15 protein-coding genes are annotated in these 18320 nt (G+C 70.8%); 4 read left to right on the top strand and 11 right to left on the bottom strand.

What is annotated here, in order from left to right:
• Positions 1 to 158 precede the first annotated feature (158 nt).
• The 6 genes from D1369_RS04940 to D1369_RS04965 all read right to left on the bottom strand — a co-directional run bounded on the left by D1369_RS04940 (position 159) and on the right by D1369_RS04965 (position 6240).
• Positions 159 to 1151, bottom strand: a complete 993-nt coding sequence (locus tag D1369_RS04940) for a hypothetical protein (protein WP_118082287.1) — start codon at positions 1149 to 1151, stop codon at positions 159 to 161.
• A 131-nt stretch (positions 1152 to 1282) separates the two neighbouring features.
• Positions 1283 to 2302, bottom strand: a complete 1020-nt coding sequence (locus D1369_RS04945; RefSeq protein ID WP_007386248.1) for a Gfo/Idh/MocA family oxidoreductase — start codon at positions 2300 to 2302, stop codon at positions 1283 to 1285.
• A 10-nt stretch (positions 2303 to 2312) separates the two neighbouring features.
• The gene (locus tag D1369_RS04950) at positions 2313 to 3215 is read right to left on the bottom strand and encodes a sugar phosphate isomerase/epimerase (protein WP_007386247.1); all 903 of its coding nucleotides are present in this window, start codon (positions 3213 to 3215) and stop codon (positions 2313 to 2315) included.
• Position 3216: 1 nt separating this feature from the next.
• Entirely contained in the window at positions 3217 to 4134 is a 918-nt protein-coding gene (locus tag D1369_RS04955; protein ID WP_118082288.1) for an ATP-binding cassette domain-containing protein, read from the bottom strand.
• A 7-nt stretch (positions 4135 to 4141) separates the two neighbouring features.
• Entirely contained in the window at positions 4142 to 5221 is a 1080-nt protein-coding gene (locus D1369_RS04960) for an ABC transporter permease (RefSeq protein ID WP_007386246.1), read from the bottom strand.
• Positions 5221 to 6240 carry a sugar ABC transporter substrate-binding protein gene (locus D1369_RS04965; protein WP_007386245.1) on the bottom strand — a complete coding sequence of 340 codons (1020 nt, stop codon included), beginning with the start codon at positions 6238 to 6240 and terminating at the stop codon, positions 5221 to 5223. Before D1369_RS04965 ends, D1369_RS04960 begins: the two co-directional genes overlap by 1 nt.
• Positions 6241 to 6532: 292 nt before the next feature.
• Between D1369_RS04965 and iolC the strand changes: the two genes are divergently transcribed.
• From iolC to D1369_RS04980, 3 genes are all read left to right on the top strand, one after another.
• Positions 6533 to 7504 (top strand): 5-dehydro-2-deoxygluconokinase, encoded by a 972-nt coding sequence (gene iolC / locus D1369_RS04970; protein WP_007386244.1) that lies wholly within the window; start codon positions 6533 to 6535, stop codon positions 7502 to 7504.
• Between the two features lie 362 nt (positions 7505 to 7866).
• Positions 7867 to 9741, top strand: coding sequence for a 3D-(3,5/4)-trihydroxycyclohexane-1,2-dione acylhydrolase (decyclizing) (gene iolD / locus D1369_RS04975; protein WP_037902138.1), 1875 nt, complete (start codon positions 7867 to 7869; stop codon positions 9739 to 9741).
• A gap of 35 nt (positions 9742 to 9776) precedes the next feature.
• Entirely contained in the window at positions 9777 to 10562 is a 786-nt protein-coding gene (locus D1369_RS04980; RefSeq protein WP_007386242.1) for a GntR family transcriptional regulator, read from the top strand.
• A 34-nt stretch (positions 10563 to 10596) separates the two neighbouring features.
• Here D1369_RS04980 and D1369_RS04985 read toward each other — a convergent pair whose 3' ends face one another.
• The 5 genes from D1369_RS04985 to D1369_RS05005 all read right to left on the bottom strand — a co-directional run bounded on the left by D1369_RS04985 (position 10597) and on the right by D1369_RS05005 (position 16795).
• Positions 10597 to 11580: an aldo/keto reductase gene (locus D1369_RS04985; RefSeq protein WP_007386241.1), complete on the bottom strand. Its 984-nt coding sequence runs from the start codon at positions 11578 to 11580 to the stop codon at positions 10597 to 10599.
• A gap of 87 nt (positions 11581 to 11667) precedes the next feature.
• Positions 11668 to 12330: an NUDIX domain-containing protein gene (locus D1369_RS04990; RefSeq protein ID WP_007386240.1), complete on the bottom strand. Its 663-nt coding sequence runs from the start codon at positions 12328 to 12330 to the stop codon at positions 11668 to 11670.
• A gap of 247 nt (positions 12331 to 12577) precedes the next feature.
• Complete coding sequence (locus tag D1369_RS04995; RefSeq protein WP_007386239.1) at positions 12578 to 14290, bottom strand: glycerol-3-phosphate dehydrogenase/oxidase; 1713 nt, start codon at positions 14288 to 14290, stop codon at positions 12578 to 12580.
• Positions 14291 to 14366: 76 nt separating this feature from the next.
• Positions 14367 to 15884 (bottom strand): glycerol kinase GlpK, encoded by a 1518-nt coding sequence (gene glpK, locus D1369_RS05000; RefSeq protein WP_007386238.1) that lies wholly within the window; start codon positions 15882 to 15884, stop codon positions 14367 to 14369.
• A 62-nt stretch (positions 15885 to 15946) separates the two neighbouring features.
• Positions 15947 to 16795: an MIP/aquaporin family protein gene (locus D1369_RS05005; RefSeq protein WP_007386237.1), complete on the bottom strand. Its 849-nt coding sequence runs from the start codon at positions 16793 to 16795 to the stop codon at positions 15947 to 15949.
• A gap of 505 nt (positions 16796 to 17300) precedes the next feature.
• Here D1369_RS05005 and dhaK point away from each other — a divergent pair.
• The gene (dhaK, locus tag D1369_RS05010; protein WP_007386236.1) at positions 17301 to 18305 is read left to right on the top strand and encodes a dihydroxyacetone kinase subunit DhaK; all 1005 of its coding nucleotides are present in this window, start codon (positions 17301 to 17303) and stop codon (positions 18303 to 18305) included.
• Positions 18306 to 18320: the final 15 nt, after the last annotated feature.

Here is an 18320-nt window from a genome sequence, read left to right on the forward strand (position 1 = left end):
CCGGGTGGGCCGACAGCACCCTCCGGGAGGCCTGAGGGCCGTCCCGGGGGGGCCTGTTTGACCGGTCCGGGCCTTGGCCTCGGTCGGCGTCCCGCCGCAACCTCCCTGTGAGCACGTAGCAGCTCTGGAGGCCCCCGGCCCCATCCGGCCGGTCCGACCTAGCCCCCGGACCGATCCGCCGTGAAGTCGGGGTCCAGGTCACCGAGTTCTCGGCGGATGCCCGACTCCTTGTCGGCCTCGCCGAGTTCGCCGAGGACATCCGCGAGGCAGGTCAGGGCCGAGGACAAGGCGCTCGCGCCGAGTGGCCTGCGGGCCTCGGCCACCGCCTCCACGGCGCAGGCGCGGGCCTCGGCCGGGGCACCGGTGGCGCTGTGGCAGCGGGCGAGGTCCACCAGGAGCCGTACCCGCAGGGGCAGGACGATCTCCGGGACAGCCCACGCGACGGGGCCGCGCAGCGCCTCCCTGGCCTCGGGACCCACGCCCAGCGCGTCCTCGTGGCGCCCCGACGCCCGCAGCCCGCCGACCAGTTCGGCCAGCACCCGCGGCCGCACCAGCTCGACGTGGGAAAGCTCCCTGAGCGACATGGCGGCGAGGAGCGCCGCGCACTCCTCGTACACCGCCACGGACTCCTCGGTCCGGCCGACCACGGCGAGCAGCATCCCGTAGGTGCGCAGTGCGCCGGGCAGACTGCCGAGCGCCCGCTCCCGGCGTTCGGAGCCGGACAGCCCGCGGTACGCCTCCACGCACGCGCGTGCCACGGACACGGCCTCCTCGGTCCGGCCGGCTCCCGCGAGGGCCTGTGCCCGCACATCGTCGGCGAAGGCGGTCAGTGCCGGGGACGCCTGCGCCCCGGGAACGGCCACCGCGTCGGCCACGGCCGCGCACGCCTCCTCGTACCGGCCGGACAGCAGCAACGCGTGGGCGCGCAGCGCCAGAGCGCGGCCGAGCCCGTCGGCGTCGGCCGTCGCGCGGTAGACCGCGACCGCTTCCTCGGCCCAGGCGAGCCGCCGCTCGGGCGACGGCGACCGCAGCCCGGCCCAGGAGGGCGTGACGCAGTACGACAGTGCCGCCCCGAGCAGCGGTCCGCCCCTCTCCGGCGCCAGCCGGGCCGCCGCACGCGGCAACGGCAGCAGTATCCGTACGAGTCCCATGACCACCCCCTCGCCGCCCCGCCGAGGACAGCCGCGCCATGGTCGCACAGGGGGTCACGCGGATACCGCGATTCACCGAGTACGTAGCGAGCACGGGGGAACTTCACCGAACTCCCCCGTACAGCGCGGAGTCAGCCGTACAGCCCGGGTCGCTCCACGAGTTCCACCGGCACCCGGCCGCCCTCGTTCAGCGACCGTACGCCCGCCTCGCACACCGCGGCCGCCGCATAGCCGTCCCACACGCTGGGGCCGGTGACCTCGCCCCGGCGGGTGGCGTCGACCCAGGCCTGGACCTCACGGTCGTAGGCGTCGGCGAAGCGTTCGACGAAGTCCTGGGCGATGGTGCCGCCCCAACGCCCCGCCATGTTGGTGACCATGGCGTGGCCGTCGCCGATGCGGGCGGTGCCGCGTTCGCAGACCGCCTCGGCCTGGACCTGGTAGCCGAAGCCGCAGTTGACGAAGATCTCCACGTCGGACAGGGCGCCGCCGTCGGTCTCGAAGACGACGAACTGGGGGTCCTGGAGGTCGTCGGGGGCGTTCGCCGTCGGGGTCGGGCGCAGCACCGTGACCGCCGTGATCTCGTGTCCGAGCAGCCAGCGGGTCACGTCGGTCTCGTGGGCCACGGAGTCGCTGATCAGCATGGAGCTGGTGAAGAAGGGCGGGCTCGCGGCGTTGCGGTGCCGGTTGTGCAGCATGAGCGGCCGCCCCAACTGGCCGGTCCCGAGCAGGGACTTGAGCTTCATGTACTCAGCGTCGTAGCGCCGCATGAAGCCCACCTGGGCACGCCGGTGCCCCAGTTTCTGCTCGGCCTCGACGACCCGCAGCGCGGAGGCCGCGTCGGGGGTGAGCGGCTTCTCGCACAGCACCGGCAGGTCGTGCTCGAAGGCCAGCAGGAGTGCCGCCTCGTGGGCGGGGCCCGGTGAGGCGATCAGGACGGCGTCCACGTCGGCCGCCGCCATCGCGGAGGCCGGATCGGTGTAGGCGGTGCAGCCCTCGACGCGGGCCGCGATCTGCTTGGCGCGTTCCGCGTCGAGGTCCACGACGGCGCTCACCCGGGCGCCGCTCACGACCTCATGGATACGACGGACATGGTCGGCGCCCATCTTGCCGGTGCCGATGACGGCGACGCCCAGCGTGGCTCGCTCGGTCATGGTGATCCCTTCAGGCGCCGCAGGACCTCAGGAACTGACGGGTGCGCGCCGCGATCGGCAGTGGCTTGTCCGGCTCGCACGGGTACATGTCCTGCTCGACGATGGCGAACAGCTCCACGCCGAGTTTCTGCGCGGCCACCAGCACCGGCTCCAACTCGGGTACGCCGGACGGCGGTTCGCACATCACCCCCCGCTGGACGGCCGGGCCGAACGGCACCTCGTTCGTCACGACGTCCGCGAGGATCTCCGGGTCCACCTGCTTGAGGTGCAGATAGCCGATGCGCTCGCCGTACGTCTCGATGAGCTTGACGCTGTCCCCGCCGCAGTAGGCGTAATGCCCCGTGTCCAGGCAGAGGTTGACGAGCTCGGAGTCCGTCGAGTCCAGGAAGTGCTCGACGTGGTCCTCGGTGTCGAGGTGGGTGTCGGCGTGCGGGTGGACCACGAGGTCGAGCCCGTACGTCTCCTTCACCTCGTGGCCGAGCCGTTCCATGCCCTTGGTGAGGTGGGCCCACTGCTCGTGGGTCAGCTCGGGCGGCTCCAGGATCTCGGCGGTCTTGTCGTCCCGCCAGAAGGACGGGATGACGACGAGGTGCCGCGCGCCCATCGCCTGGGTGAGCGCGGCGACCTGGCTGACGTGCTCCCAGGTCGACTCCCACACCGAGGGGCCGCGGTGCAGCCCGGTGAAGACCGTCCCCGCCGAGACCTTGAGGTCGCGCCGCGCGATCTCGTCGGTCAGGCGGGCCGGGTCGGTCGGGAGATAGCCGTACGGCCCCAGCTCGATCCAGGAGTAGCCCGCCTCGGCGACCTCGTCCAGGAACCGTTCCCACGGCACCTGGGCCGGGTCGTCGGGGAACCAGACGCCCCAGGAGTCCGGGGCCGAACCGACACGGATGCGGTCGAGTGAGGCCGCCATCTCAGGACTTCCCCTCGCCGGGGGTGGCCGCGGTGAGGTCTTGCTCTTCGGGGAGGGCCTCGGTGTCGACACCGCGGACCTGACTCAACTCGTGCTTGAGGGCTGCGAGTTCGGCGCCGCCGGCCATGTGGTTGGTGAGTTCTTCCAGGGTGATCCGGTCGCGGGGAGCGGACAGTTCCATGGTGCCCAGGCGCAGCACGCTGAAGTGGTCGCCGACCATGTAGGCGTGGTGGGGGTTGTGGGTGATGAAGATGACGCCCAGGCCGCGGTCGCGGGCGGCGGCCACGTACTTGAGCACCACGCCGGACTGCTTCACACCCAGGGCCGCGGTGGGCTCGTCCAGGATCAGGACGCGGGCGCCGAAGTAGACGGCGCGAGCGATGGCCACACACTGGCGCTGGCCGCCGGAGAGGGTGCCGATGGGCTGTTCGAGGTCGTCCAGGACGATGCCCATCTCGCGCAGCTCGTGGTCGGCGGTCTTCTTCATCCTCTCGATGTCGAGACGACGGATCGGCCAGGGACCCTTGGTCATCTCGGAACCGAGGAAGAAGTTGCGCCACACCGGCATCAGCGGGACCACGGCGAGGTCCTGGTAGACCGTCGCGATGCCCTTGTCCAGCGCTTCACGCGGGGTGCTGAAGCGCACCGGGCTGTTGTCGACGAGGAAGTCGCCCTCGGTGTGCTGGTGCAGGCCGGAGATGATCTTGATGAGGGTGGACTTGCCGGCACCGTTGTCGCCGAGCACGCAGCTGACCTGGCCGGGACGGACCGTCAGGTTCACGCCGTGCAGGGCGCGGATGTTGCCGTAGGACTTGCCCGCGCCGCGCAGCTCCACGATCGCCCCGTCCGCGCCGCCGACGGCATCGTCGGGGGTGTCGGTGAGGATCGCGCCGTGCGGGCCGGTCTCTTCAGTGGTCATAGCGCTTTTACCTCCGGGTCGCGGTGCGGCTGACCCACAGATTGATCATGACGGCGCCCAGCAGCATCACGCCGAGGAAGGCCTTGAACCAGTCCGGGTTCCAGTTGGCGTAGACGATGCCCTGCTGGACCATGCCGAACATGAACGCCCCGAACACCGGCCCGATCGCCGAGCCCGCGCCGCCGGTCAGCAGACAGCCACCGATCACCGCGGCCGAGATGTAGATGAGTTCCTGGCCGACACCCTCGCCGGACTGCACGGTGTTGAAGGAGAACAGGTTGTGCATGCCGACGAACCAGGCGGCGAAGCCGACCAGCATGAACAGGCTGATCTTGGTGAACTTCACCGGGACACCCACGGCTCGGGCGGATTCCTTGTTCCCACCCACCGCGAAGATCCAGTTGCCGTACTTGGTGCGCAGCAGCACCCAGGTCGCCAGGGCGGCGAAGACGAGCCAGTAGATGATGGTGATCTTGATCTGGACGCCGGCCACTTCGAAGGAGTTCGCGAAGACCTTCTTGGCCTGGTCGAAGCCGTCCATGTCGCTGATGTCGTCGGTGGCCACGTTCCCGGTGACCAGCTTGGTCACCGCGAGGTTGACGCCCTGGAGGATCAGGAAGGTGCCCAGGGTGATCAGGAAGCTCGGCAGACCGGTCTTGACGACCAGCCAGCCGTTGAGGAACCCGATCCCCAGCGCCACCAGCAGCGCCACGACGACGCCCACCCACACGTTCAGCGTGAGCTGGAAGGCGAACATGCTCGCGGTCAGCGCCGAGGTGATCACCGCGACACCCGAGGACAGGTCGAACTCCCCGCCGATCATCAGCAGGGCGACCGGCAGCGCCATGATCCCGATCGTCGACGACTGGTAGAGGATGTTCGCCATCGAACTGCCCTCGCGCACCGGCGGAGCAGCGATCAGGAAGAACACCCACACCGCCACCGCGCCCAGGAACACCCCGACCTCGGGGCGCGCCAACAGCCGCAGGGCGAGCGGTCGTTCCGCGGTCCGGCCGTCCTTGGCCTGGCTGGGGCCGGGGGCCGGCGGTGTGGTCACCGCCGGCTCGGCGTGCTGGGTCATACCCATCACCTGGTGCCCTTCGCGGCGAACTTGGCGACGGTGTCGACGTTCGACTTGTCCACGAAGGCCGGACCGGTCAGCACCGGCTGCTCGCCGCCGCCCATGTAGTTGCCGTTGTTCTTGTAGAGCCACAGCGAGTCGATCGCCAGGTAGCCCTGGAGGTAGGGCTGCTGGTCGACGGCGAAGGCGATGGTGCCCTTGCTGATGGCGGTCGTCAGGTCCTTGTTGAGGTCGAAGGTGGCGACCTTGGCCTTGCTGCCTGCGTCGGACCCCGCCTGCGACGCGGTCAGCGCGATGGGCGCGCCGAGGGCGACGACGTAGTCGATGGACTTGTCCTGGCTGAGCTTGGCGGTGATCGTCGACTTCACCGAGGGCATGTCCGCGCCGTTGACGTTCAGCGTCTGGAACTTGCCGGTGAAGGTCTTCTTGACGCCGTCGCAGCGCTGGGTGAGGCCGATGTTGCCCTGCTCCTGGATGACACAGACGGCGCTCTTGGCGCCCTCCTTGTTCAGCCGCTTGCCGAGCGCCTCACCGGCCACCGTCTCGTCCTGGCCGAAGAACTCCATGAGGCCGAGCTTCTGCCACTCGCTGACGCCGGAGTTCAGGCCCACGACGGGTATGTTCTGCGCCTTCGCCTTGGCGACGACGTCCTTGAGGGCGTCGGGCTTGGCGAGGGTGATGGCGATGCCGTCGACCTTCTGGTCGATGGCGTTCTGGACGAGGTTGGCCTGGCCGCCCGCGCTCGGGTCGGCGGAGTAGACCAGCTTGACGTTGTCCTTGGCGGCGGCGGCCTGGGCGCCCTTGCGGACGATGTCCCAGAAGGTGTCTCCGGGCGACTGGTGGGTGACCAGGGCGATGGTCATCCGGGGGGTGGTGGCCTTGCCCGCGGAGGCGCCGTCCGCGCTCTCCTCGGACTTCTTGCCGCCCGAGCTGCTGGAGCAGCCGGCGAGCGTCAGGGCCGCGGCCGCAGCCAGGGCCACGGCGGGAGCGAATCTCCGCGAACGGGAGAGAGAAGAGCGGTCCATCTTTCCTTGCACCTCACTGTGCGACGGGGGAGAACGTCGGGAAAGGGGGCGGGATTCAGGGCCCGGGACCTCGGGAGTCCGGGTCGGGTGCCGCGACATCACGGCAGTTGCGTTGGGACGGAATCCAATCCCCGAGCGCGCCCGCTGTCAATACTTTGTTAAGACATCATTTCACAAGCAGGTCCGAATGTAAGTACAAACTATTGACAGCGTTGCCCTTCGAGTCCTACACCTGGGGAAGCAGCGGGCCCGTGGGCCCCACGTCCCCAGGTCGGATCGAGGAGCGTCGCGCATGGTCGAGCCAGTGCTGCAGTTCGACGTGATCAGTATGGGCCGTATCGGAGTTGATCTCTACCCGCTGCAGTCGGGGGTGCCCCTGGCCCAGGTCCGGTCCTTCGGGAAGTTCCTCGGCGGGTCGGCCGCGAACGTCGCGGTCGCCGCCGCGCGGCTCGGCCGCTCCACCGCGGTCATCACCCGTACCGGAGCCGACCCTTTCGGCACCTACCTCCACCAGACCCTCACGGATTTCGGCGTCGACAACCGCTGGGTTACGCCGATCGAGGCCTCTGCGACCCCGGTCACCTTCTGCGAACTGTTCCCGCCGGACGACTTCCCGCTGTATTTCTACCGCCACCCCAAAGCCCCTGACCTGGAGATACACACCGACGAGCTCGACTACTTCGCCATCCGCGCGGCCCGGATCTTCTGGATCACCGGCACCGGTCTGAGCAAGGAGCCGAGCCGCTCGGCCACGCTCGCCGCGCTCAAGTGCCGCGACATGTCGGGCACCACGGTCTTCGACCTCGACTGGCGGCCCGCACTGTGGAACGACGGGGCAGACCCCGACGAGGCCCGGCCGTACTACGCCGAGGCCCTGCGGCACGCGACCGTCGCGGTCGGCAACCTCGACGAATGCGAGATCGCCACCGGGGTCCGCGAACCCCGGGCGTGCGCCGAGGGCCTGCTGGCGGCGGGCGTGGAACTCGCGGTGGTGAAGCTGGGCCCCAAGGGTGTCCTCGCCGTGCACCGGGACGGCACCACGGCCGAGGTCCCGCCGGTCCCGGTCGAGGTGGTCAACGGACTCGGGGCAGGCGACGCGTTCGGCGGCGCCCTGTGCCACGGACTGCTCTCCGGCTGGGAACTGGATCGGACCGTCCGGTACGCCAACGCGGCCGGCGCGCATGTCGCCGCCCGCCTCGCCTGCTCCGCCGAGATGCCGACACCGGCGGAGGTCGACGGTCTCCTGAACGGCGTCGCACCGTGACCGGCCCACCCGCCGGGGACTTCGAGCCCGGGCCACGGCACGGCCGTACGACATTCCCGGCACCCCACGGCGGACGGGTCGCGCTCTCGACTGCGCACCCCTGCCACGGCCTGTCCGCCTGGTCGGCGGGCGTCGGCGACCGGTCCCCATTCCCTCCCCACCGGCACGACGACCACCGCCGGGGCGAGGAGCGGCGCAGCCCGGCCGTCCCCTGCTGCGCCCCGCCGTGACGGCGGGCCCGCGGCCCGGCGCGCCCGGTTGATCCGCGACCGCCCCGACCACTCGGGGTCCGCGCCACCCGGCCCGACCGGCCGGTCGCCCCCCCCCACCTCCCCCCTCTACACCGCACCGGAGAAGTCCTGATGAGCACCACCATCCGTCTGACCGTCGCCCAAGCCCTGGTGCGGTTCCTGTCCGTCCAGTACACGGAACGGGACGGCGTACGGCACCGGCTGATCGCCGGGACCTGGGGCATCTTCGGCCACGGCAACGTGGCGGGGATCGGGCAGGCCCTCCTGGAGGCGGGCGAGGACGCGATGCCCTTCCACCAGGGCCGCAACGAGCAGGCGATGGTCCACGCGGCCGTCGGCCACGCCCGCCAGCTCAACCGCCTGTCGGCCCAGGCGGTCACCACGTCGATCGGCCCCGGCGCCACCAACCTGGTCACCGGCGCGGCCCTGGCGACGATCAACCGCCTCCCGGTCCTGCTCCTGCCCGGCGACTACTTCGCCACCCGCGCCGCCGACCCGCTCCTCCAGCAGCTGGAGCACCCGACGGAGGCGGACGTGTCGGTGAACGACACCCTGCGCCCGGTCTCCCGCTTCTTCGACCGGATCCACCGCCCCGAGGCCCTGATCCCGTCGGCTCTGCAGGCCATGCGCGTCCTGTCGGACCCGGCCGAGACGGGCGCGGTCACCCTCGCCCTCCCCCAGGACGTGCAGGCGGAGGCGTACGACTGGCCGCAGGAGTTCTTCGCCGAGCGGGTGTGGCGGGTCCGGCGGCCCGCGCCGGACCCGGCGGAGCTGGCGGAGGCGGTACGAGCGATCCGGGGGGCCGCGCGCCCGCTGATCGTGGCGGGCGGCGGAGTGCACCACAGCGAGGCCGAGGAGGCGCTGAAGACGCTGGTGGACGCCACCGGCATCCCGGTCGCCTCCACCCAGGCGGGCAAGGGCTCCCTGCGCCACGACCACCCCGCCGACGTGGGCGGCATCGGCCACACCGGAACGGCGGTCGCCGACGACCTCGCGCGCGCCGCAGACCTGGTCATCGGCGTGGGCACGCGCTACTCCGACTTCACCACCGCCTCCGGCACCCTCTTCCAGAACCCGGACGTGCGCTTCCTCAACCTCAACATCACCGCCTTCGACGCCCACAAGCTGGCCGCGCGGACGGTCGTGTGCGATGCGCGGGCGGGTCTGGAGGCGCTGGCGTCGGCGCTGGCGGGCCACCGCGTGGACCCGGCGTATGAGGCCGCGTACGGCGTCGACAAGGAGCGCTGGGAGCAGGTGGTGGCCCAGGCCTACCGCGCCGCCGACGAGAACGCCGTACCGACCCAGACCCAGTTGCTCGGCGCGCTGGACGCGGTCGTGGGCGACGAGGACGTGGTGATCAACGCGGCGGGCTCGCTCCCCGGTGACCTGCACAAGCTGTGGCGGGCCCGCAGCCCGCGCCAGTACCACCTGGAGTACGGCTACTCCTGCATGGGCTACGAGATCCCGGCGGCGATCGGCGTGCAGCAGGCGACCCCGGACACCCCGGTGTGGGCGCTGGTCGGCGACGGCACGTATCTGATGATGCCGACGGAGCTGGTCACCGCCGTCCAGGAGGGCCTGCCGATCAACCTGGTCCTCATCCAGAACCACGGCTACGCCTCCATCGGGGGCCTGTCGGAGTCGGTGGGCGGCGAGCGCTTCGGCACGGCCTACCGCTACCGGGCCGCCGACGGCACCTTCAGCGGGGCCCCGCTCCCGGTCGACCTGGCCGCCAACGCGGCGAGCCTCGGCATGGACGTCCTGCGCGCCAAGACCGTACGGGAGCTGCGGGAGGCCCTGGCCACGGCCCGCGCCTCGGACCGTCCGACGTGCGTCTACGTCGAGACGGACACCGCTGCCGCGACCGCTCCCCCGGCTCAGGCATGGTGGGACGTGCCGGTGGCGGAGACGGCGTCGCGGGAGGCGGCGGTGGCGGCGAGGACGGAGTACGACCGTCAGGCGGCCGCCCGCCGCACCCACCTGTGACGTCCCGCCCCCGGCCCTCAGAGGGAGGTATCTCCATGGCGAAGCCCGGCGACAGATCACGTGCCGCGACCACCCCCGCGCTCGACGCCCTGGACTTCGCCCTGGACCGGGGCAGTCCGGTGCCGCTGTACTACCAGCTCGCCCAGCAGCTGGAGGCGGCCATCGAGCACGGCACGCTCGCCCCGGGAAACCTCCTGGGCAACGAGATCGACCTCTCGATCCGCCTCGGCCTGTCCCGCCCGACCGTCCGCCAGGCCATCCAGACCCTGGTCGAGAAGGGCCTGCTGGTCCGCCGGCGCGGGGTGGGCACGCAGGTGGTGCACAGCCAGGTCAAGCGCCCCCTGGAACTCAGCAGCCTCTACGACGACCTGGAGGCGGCGGGGCAGGGTCCGGCCACGCGGGTCGTGCGCAACGAGACCGTGCCGGCCTCCGCCGACGTGGCGGCCGCGCTGTCCCTCCCGGAGGGCACCCCGGTCACGGTGCTGGAACGCCTGCGCCTGACCCATGGCCAGCCGGTGGCCCTCCTGTCCAACCATCTGCCCACCGACCTTCTCGACCTCGCCGACGACCGCCTGGAGTCCACCGGCCTCTACCGCCTGCTGCGCACCGCCGGTGTCACCCTGCACAGCGCCCGCCAGACCATCGGCGCCCGCTCCGCCACCGCCGAGGAGGCCGCCCGCCTCGACGAACAGGAAGGCGCGGCGGTCCTGACCATGCAGCGCACGGCCTACGACGACACCGGCCGCCCGGTGGAGTACGGCAGCCACATCTACCGGGCGTCGCGGTACGCGTTCGACTTCCGGCTGCTGGTCAGGCCGTGAGGGGCACGGCCCGAACGCCTGGGACGTGCTGGCCTCAGTGCACCCCGTCCAGCCGTGCCCGCTGCTCCCCCGTGAGTTCCAGGTCCACCGCCTCCAGGTTCTCCTCCAGTTGAGCCACGGACGACACCCCGGCCAGCGGAACGATCGGAAGGTCCGAGCCGAGCTGCCAGGCCAGGACCACCTGGTTGACCGTCGCGCCCGTCTCCTTCGCCACTTCGGTCAGTACCTTCAGGCGGGACGGCGTGCCCGGGTGGTCGAAGTCCGCGGGGAGGCGGTCCGGGTGAGTGTAGGCACCCTTCAGGAGGGGTGAGTACGCGACCAGGGTGAGGGCGGGCTCCGCGCGCAGGTAGCTCAGCAGGTCCGCGCCCGCGTGACCGAGGCTGCCGTCGGGGAAGAGGGAGTCCGGGACGTCGGTGCGGGGACGCAGATGGCTGTGGGCGTACTGGAGGACCTCGTAGGCGGGCAGACCGGCCGCCGCGGCCAGTGCCCGGGCCCGCTCCACCCGCCACACGGCGTGGTTGCTCACCCCCAGCAGGCCCACCGTGCCCTCGGCGACCAGCTCGGCGAATCCCTCCACCGTCTCCTGGAGCGGGACCTTGTGGTCCTCTATGTGCGCGTAGAGGAGATCCAGCTTCGCCACACCCAGGCGCTCCCGGCTGCGTTCCGCGGACTCGCGGATCACTTTCGCCGACAGGCCCTCCGCGTTGTCGACGTAGCTCGTGCCGGGGGCCAGGGGTTGGGCGCCGAGCTTCGTGGCGATGACGATCTCGTCGCCGATGCCGCGGCTGCGCCGCCAGCGGCCGAGCAGTTCCTCGCTCTGGCCGCCCTGGCCGCCGTCCTCCCAGAAGGCGTAGTTGTCGGACGTGTCGATGAAGTTGCCGCCGGCCTCGACATAGCGGTCGAGGACGGCGAAGGAGGTCTCCTCGTCGGTCCGTGAGCCGAACAGCATCGCGCCGAGCGCGAGGACGCTGACCTCGCGGCGGGTCGCCGGGGCGGCTCCGATGGTGCGGTACTTCATGATGATTTCCTCCCGTGTGTACCCGTCTCGGGGGCACACACGGCAGTGTTCATCTTGAAGCGCACTTCAAGTCAAGGGCCTGCGTGCTCACTTGGCGAACGGGCCTTCCAGCGCCGCCCATTGGAGCAACATGATGGTCTTGGCGTCGGCGATCTCCCCGCTTCGGATCATCTCCAGGGCTCTGCGGAAGGGCAGTTCGAGGATCTCGATGTCCTCACCCTCCTCGTCGAGACCGCCTCCCTCGTGGGTGCGGGTCGAGGAGGCGTACTCGGCGGCGTAGAAACTGACGCGCTCGGTGACCGAACCGGGGCTCATGTAGACGTCGAAGACGTGGCGGACCTCGCCGATGGTGTGCCCGGTCTCCTCGACGACCTCGCGCCGTACCGCGATCTCGGGGTGCTCGTCATCGTCGTCGAGCAGACCGCCCGGGGTCTCGATCAGCTGCCCGTCGGGGTGGCCGTTGACATACACCGGGTAGCGGAACTGGCGGGTGAGCAGCACGGTTTCGCGTTCCGTGTCGTACAGCAGCATGGTGGCGCCGTTGCCACGGTCGTGGGTCTCGCGCTGCTGGGTGCTCCAGGTCCCGTCGGCGCGCTGGATGTCGAAGGTCGTGGCCCGCTCGACGTACCAGTGGCTGGACAGCAGTTTCACCTCCCGGACCTTGACGCGCGGGTTGCCGGTCAGGTCCAGGCCGGTGCGGTCGAGTCCGGTGCGGCCCCGGCGGTCGGGGATGTCGACGCCCTCGGTCATCGGACACCCGCCGGACGCGAGGAGAAGCGGGAGGAACAGTGGTAGTGCGAGTTGGTCATGCCCGCTTCTACCATTCCATGGCAGGCGGCGTCGCGTACGGCACCCTTTCCCGGCGGCCCCCGCGCTGCTCAGCGTGCCGTGCAGCGGGCGGTCGGCGGTGGCACCGGGAAGGGCGGTGTCAGGGACAGGGGGTGCGGGCACCGCGGAACAGGTGGCAGGCGGCCGTGTGTCCAGTCCCCGGCCCTACTCAGTGCACCGGAATGATGTCGGGGGCGCCGAGCCGTACCGCGTCGGCGGTCTGGTCGTCCGGCTGCTGCTGGGCCTCGCGTTCGGCGGCCACCCGCTTCAGGTAGTGGTTGACCTCACGGTCCTGGTGCGCTTGGTCCCACCCCAGGTGAGGCGCCATCAGTTCCGCGACGGTCCGCGCCGCGTCCACACCGCGGTCCCAGGACTCGATGGAGATCCGCGTTCGTCGGGCGAGCACGTCCTCCAGGTGGTGGGCACCCTCATGGGTCACCGCGTAGACGGCCTCGACCCGCAGGTAATCGTCGGAGCTCGGCAACGGCTCGCCGAGCGAGGAGTCGGCTGCGACCATGGCGAGCAGCTCGTGCACCAGGGAGCCGTAGCGGTTCAACAGGTGCTCGATGCGGGCGACATGCAGCCCGGAGCGGTCGGCGAGGTGGTGGCGGGAGTTCCACAGGGCCGGATATCCGTCCGCGCCGAGCAGCGGAACGCGTTGCGTGACGCAGTCGGGTACTTTCTCGTCCAGGCCGCGGGCCGCCTCGTCGACGGCGTCCTTGGCCATCACCCGATAGGTCGTGTACTTGCCGCCGGCCACCACGACGAGACCGGGTACCGGATGGGCGACCAGGTGCTCCCGTGACAGTTTGCTGGTTTCCGCGGCCTCGCCGGACAGGAGGGGACGCAGACCGGCGTAGACGCCTTCGACATCCTCCGGAACCAAAGGTGTGGCCAGGACGCTGTTGACGTGTTCCAGCAGGTAGGTGACGTCCTTGGAGCTGAGGGCGGGATGGGCCTTGTCGAGGGTCCAGTCGGTGTCGGTGGTCCCGATGATCCAGTGCCGTCCCCAGGGGATGACGAACAGCACGCTCTTCTCGGTGCGGAGGATCAGCCCGGTGCGGGAGTTGATCCGGTCACGGGGGACCAGCAGGTGTACGCCCTTGGAGGCGCGGACGTGGAACTGGCCGCGCGTGCCGGCGAGGGCCTGGGTGTCGTCGGTCCACACGCCGGTCGCGTTGATGACCTGCTTGGCCCGCACCTCTGTTTCCTCGCCGGTCTCCAGATCCGTGACAGCGGCTCCCACCACCCGCTCGCCCTGCCGCAGGAAGCGGCTGACACGGGTGCGGTTGGCGGCCAGCGCTCCGTAGGCGACGGCCGTGCGGGCGAGGAACATGGTGTGCCGGGCGTCGTCGACCTGGGCGTCCCAGTACTGGATCGCGCCGACCAGGGCGTCGGAGCGCAGCGCGGGCGCCTCGCGCAGGGCTCGGCGCTTGAGCAGGTGGCGGTGGTGGGGCAGACCTCTGGAGGTACCGGAGGCCGCGGCCATGGTGTCGTACAGCAGCACGCCTGCGCCGACGTACGGACGCTCCCGGATCCGGTGCTGCAGGGGGTAGAGGAACGGCACCGGACGCACCAGATGAGGGGCCAGGAACTGCAGCAGGAGTCCGCGTTCCTTGAGGGCTTCGGCGACGAGCCGGAAGTCCAGCATCTCCAGGTAGCGCAGGCCGCCGTGGATGAGCTTGCTGGAGCGGCTGGACGTGCCCGAGGCCCAGTCCCGGGCTTCGACCAGGCCGACTCTCAGGCCCCGGGTGGCGGCGTCCAGGGCCGCGCCGGCACCGACGACGCCGCCCCCGACGACGAGGACGTCGAGCTCGCCCTCGCCCAGTCGGACGAGGGCCTGCGCGCGAGCCCCGGGCGAGAGAGCCACCGCGTTCGCCATGGTCTCCTCCTCCTGCAGCGGATGCGGGCGGCGCACGCGGCTCGGGCGGGCCCGTTCGGTCGCTCCCGGCCGGAACCTATTCGACCTTGGCCCAGTCGAGCGTGCGCTCCACCGCCTTCTTCCAGCCCGCGTATCCTTCCGCGCGCTGTTCCTCGGACCACTGGGGTTCCCAGCGCTTGGACTCCTGCCAGTGGGTGCGCAGTTCGTCCTGGTCCCGCCAGAAACCGGTGGCCAGACCGGCGGCGTAGGCGGCGCCGAGCGCGGTGGTCTCGGCGACGACCGGGCGGCTGACCGGGACGCCGAGGACGTCGGCCTGGATCTGCATGCACAGGTCGTTGGCCGTCACACCGCCGTCGACCTTGAGCACGTCGAGGTGGACGCCGGAGTCCTGCTCCATGGCTTCCACCACGTCACGGCTCTGGTAGCAGATGGCTTCCAGGGCGGCCCGCGCCAGGTGGCCGCCGTCGTTGTACCGGGCGAGGCCGACGATCGCGCCGCGGGCGTCGGAACGCCAGTAAGGGGCGAACAGGCCGGAGAAGGCGGGGACGAAGTAGATCCCGCCGTTGTCCTCGACGGTACGCGCCAGGCGTTCGCTCTCGGCGGCGTCATTGATGATCTTCAGTTGGTCGCGCAGCCATTGCACCGCGGAGCCCGTGACGGCGATGGAGCCTTCGAGCGCGTAGATCGCCGGGCTGTCGCCGAACTGGTACGCCACGGTGGTCAGCAGGCCGTGCTGTGACCGCACCAGTTCCGTGCCGGTGTTGAGCACCAGGAAGTTGCCGGTGCCGTAGGTGTTCTTGGCTTCGCCGGGCGCGTAGCAGACCTGCCCGACGGTGGCGGCCTGCTGGTCGCCGAGCACCCCGGTGATGGGGATGGCGGCCCGCAGCGGCCGGGACGTACGGGTCTGTCCGAACGCCTCCCGGTGGGAGGACGGGCTGATGGTCGGCAGCATCGCCCGGGGAACGCCGAAGAAGCTCAGCAGTTCGTCGTCCCAGTCGAGGGTCTCCAGGTCCATCAGCATGGTGCGGCTGGCATTGGTCACGTCGGTGGCGTGGACGCCGCCGTCGGGGCCGCCGGTGAGGTTCCACAGCACCCAGGCGTCGGTGTTGCCGAAGAGGGCATGGCCCTGCTCGGCCGCCTCGCGGACTCCGTCGACGTTCTCCAGGATCCACTGGATCTTGCCGCCGGAGAAGTACGTGGCCGGCGGCAGCCCTGCCTTGCGGCGGATGACGTCGCCCTGGCCCGAGCGGTCCAGCGCCGCCGCGATGGAGTCGGTACGGGTGTCCTGCCAGACGATGGCGTTGTAGTAGGGGCGGCCGTTGCGCGGGTCCCAGACGACGGTCGTCTCCCGTTGGTTGGTGATACCGATGGCCGCCAGGTCCTCCGGCGAGAGGTTTCCGTGCCGGAGCGCGTTCTGGATCACCGAGTTGGTGCGCTCCCAGATCTCCACCGGGTCGTGTTCGACCCACCCCGAGCGCGGGAGGATCTGTGAGTGCTCCAGCTGGTGCCTCGCCACCTCGTTGCCGGCATGGTCGAAGATCATGAAACGGGTGCTGGTGGTCCCCTGGTCCACCGCGCCGACGAAGTCCGCCATGGCATGCCGCCTCTCCTTGGGCTCTCCCGGGGCAGCCGGAGCCCGGCCACCCCGGGAGCCGGTCAGTTCTCGTCCGGGGCCGGGACCCGTCCCGGGGGCTCCGGCTCAGCGGTCGGCAGGAACCGGCCGATGAAGACCTTGTACAGGCCCGCTCCCAGCAGACCGCCGATCACCGGACCGACGATCGGCACCCAGAAGTAGAAGTTCCCGTACTGATCTCGCCACGCTCCGCCGTACCCGGTGAGGAAGCTGGCCAGCCGGGGACCGAAGTCGCGTGCCGGGTTGATCGCGTAACCCGCGTTGGTACCCCAGGCCATACCGATGGCCACGACGATCAGACCGACGATGAACGGCGCCAGGTTGGCGCCTGGGGGCGTGTTGAGCAGGTCCGTGACCGCCAGGATCAGCAGCAGCAGGATCGCGGTGCCGATGACCTGGTCGCGGAATGCGCCCCATTCGTGGACCGGCAGGTTCGGGTTGCCGTTGGCGGGCAGCGTGGAGAAGACGCCCTGCGTCTTGATCGTGTGGGTGGGATCCGCCTTCGCCAGCGCCTCGGTGTAGTTCCACCGGACGATCAGGGCTGCCACGAAGGCGCCGGCTGTCTGGGCCAGCGCGTAGGGAGCCACTTTGCTCCACGGGAACCCCTTGAACGCCGCCAGCGCGAGGGTCACCGCGGGATTGAGGTGCGCACCGCTCAGCCTCGCCGCGACGTACACACCCAGGGTGACGCCGAGGCCCCAGGCCCAGGCGATGCTGTCGTGGTTTCCCAGGCCGCCCGGCGGAGTCGTGAGGGCCCCGCCGGCGACCACCTGAGCCACCACGCCACAACCGAAGAGGATGAGGATCATCGTGCCGGCGAATTCCGCTGAAAGCTCGCCGACCAGTCCTGATCTCTTGAGTCGCTCAGCCATGGGTGCCCGCTTCCCGCCGGCCTAGGACCGGCCGTCGACTGCCCCGAGTACTCCACCCATCAGTGTAAGACTGGCCAGAGCCATACGCGCGCGAGGCGATGGACCTCTGGGCCTGTCGTTCATGCTCCGCTGCGACTGCGACCACTGCTCTCTCCACCGGCTCACGAGCAGAAGCGTTCGGCGGTGCGGGCAAATTGGGCGCCGATGTGGACGCGACGAACGCAGGCGGGTTCCGCGTCGTCGTCCCGGGCAGGCACTACGCATCCCAGGCAAGCACTACGCCGGCGGCAACCGGGTGGGCTCCCAGGACCTGCGGAACTTCGGCGGCTCCCTCCGAGGAGTGCGAGGCGGCGGCAGCGAGCACCCATCGCGGACGTCCACAGGGAGACGGCACACTGTTCGTGTGGTGTGCGATCGCGAATGCGCTCGCCTGTCACCGGCGAGGCTTGAACCCCGTGAGGACACGAGGCAGAGGCTCCGCCGCCGGTTCAACCCGGGAGGTCCCATGAAGATGCTGATCAACAGTCCGCAGACCGTGGTCGCCGATGCCCTGCGGGGCGTGGCTGCCGCCCACCCGCAGCTGGACGTGGACGTGGAGCGGCGGGTGGTCGTACGGCGAGACGCGCGGGAGGGCGGCCGGGTCGGGCTGGTGTCCGGCGGCGGCTCCGGGCACGAGCCGCTGCACGCGGGGTTCGTCGGGTACGGGATGCTGTCGGCCGCGTGTCCCGGGGAGGTGTTCACCTCGCCCGTCCCGGAGCAGATGCTGCGCGCGGCGAGCGCCGTCGAGGCCGGGCAGGGTGTGCTGTTCGTCGTCAAGAACTACACCGGGGACGTGCTGAACTTCCAGATCGCCGCCGAGCTCGCCGAGGAGGACGGCGTCCGGGTCGAGCGGGTCCTGGTCGACGACGACGTGGCCGTCACCGACAGCCTGTACACGGCCGGGCGGCGGGGCACCGGGGCGACCCTGTTCGTGGAGAAGATCGCCGGGGCGGCCGCCGAGGAGGGCGCACCGCTGGAGCAGGTGGCCGCGATCGCCCGGCGCGTCAACGAGTCCTCGCGCAGCTTCGGCGTGGCGCTCAGCGCCTGCACCACTCCCGCGAAAGGCGGTCCGACCTTCGACCTGCCGGACGGGGAGATGGAGCTCGGGGTCGGGATCCACGGCGAGCCGGGCCGAGAGCGGCGGGCGATGATGCCGGCCCGGGCGATCGCGGAGGTCGCGGTGGGCGCCGTACTCGAGGAGCTGGTGGAGGTGGCTCCGGCCGACGGACCGGTACTGGCCCTGGTCAACGGGATGGGAGCGACGCCGCTGCTGGAGCTGTACGGGTTCCACGCCGAGGTGGCCGGGCTGCTGGAGGCCCGGGGCGTGCACGTGGCACGGACGCTCGTGGGCAACTACGTCACGTCGCTGGACATGGCGGGCTGCTCGGTGACCCTGTGCCGGGCCGACGCGGAAATGCTGCGGCTGTGGGACGCGCCCGTGCAGACCGCCGCGCTGCGCTGGGGCCGCTGACCTCGTGGTGGCGGC

This window comes from Streptomyces sp. CC0208 (assembly GCF_003443735.1).
GTDB lineage: Bacteria > Actinomycetota > Actinomycetes > Streptomycetales > Streptomycetaceae > Streptomyces > Streptomyces sviceus.

Excerpts from the sequence above, each read along its gene's own strand:
- D1369_RS04940 (WP_118082287.1), bottom strand. The coding sequence starts at position 1,151 with ATGGGACTCGTACGGATACTGCTGCCGTTGCCGCGTGCGGCGGCCCGG.
- D1369_RS04945 (WP_007386248.1), bottom strand. The coding sequence starts at position 2,302 with ATGACCGAGCGAGCCACGCTGGGCGTCGCCGTCATCGGCACCGGCAAG.
- D1369_RS04950 (WP_007386247.1), bottom strand. The coding sequence starts at position 3,215 with ATGGCGGCCTCACTCGACCGCATCCGTGTCGGTTCGGCCCCGGACTCC.
- D1369_RS04955 (WP_118082288.1), bottom strand. The coding sequence starts at position 4,134 with ATGACCACTGAAGAGACCGGCCCGCACGGCGCGATCCTCACCGACACC.
- D1369_RS04960 (WP_007386246.1), bottom strand. The coding sequence starts at position 5,221 with ATGGGTATGACCCAGCACGCCGAGCCGGCGGTGACCACACCGCCGGCC.
- D1369_RS04965 (WP_007386245.1), bottom strand. The coding sequence starts at position 6,240 with ATGGACCGCTCTTCTCTCTCCCGTTCGCGGAGATTCGCTCCCGCCGTG.
- iolC (WP_007386244.1), top strand. The coding sequence starts at position 6,533 with ATGGTCGAGCCAGTGCTGCAGTTCGACGTGATCAGTATGGGCCGTATC.
- iolD (WP_037902138.1), top strand. The coding sequence starts at position 7,867 with ATGAGCACCACCATCCGTCTGACCGTCGCCCAAGCCCTGGTGCGGTTC.
- D1369_RS04980 (WP_007386242.1), top strand. The coding sequence starts at position 9,777 with ATGGCGAAGCCCGGCGACAGATCACGTGCCGCGACCACCCCCGCGCTC.
- D1369_RS04985 (WP_007386241.1), bottom strand. The coding sequence starts at position 11,580 with ATGAAGTACCGCACCATCGGAGCCGCCCCGGCGACCCGCCGCGAGGTC.
- D1369_RS04990 (WP_007386240.1), bottom strand. The coding sequence starts at position 12,330 with ATGACCGAGGGCGTCGACATCCCCGACCGCCGGGGCCGCACCGGACTC.
- D1369_RS04995 (WP_007386239.1), bottom strand. The coding sequence starts at position 14,290 with ATGGCGAACGCGGTGGCTCTCTCGCCCGGGGCTCGCGCGCAGGCCCTC.
- glpK (WP_007386238.1), bottom strand. The coding sequence starts at position 15,884 with ATGGCGGACTTCGTCGGCGCGGTGGACCAGGGGACCACCAGCACCCGT.
- D1369_RS05005 (WP_007386237.1), bottom strand. The coding sequence starts at position 16,795 with ATGGCTGAGCGACTCAAGAGATCAGGACTGGTCGGCGAGCTTTCAGCG.
- dhaK (WP_007386236.1), top strand. The coding sequence starts at position 17,301 with ATGAAGATGCTGATCAACAGTCCGCAGACCGTGGTCGCCGATGCCCTG.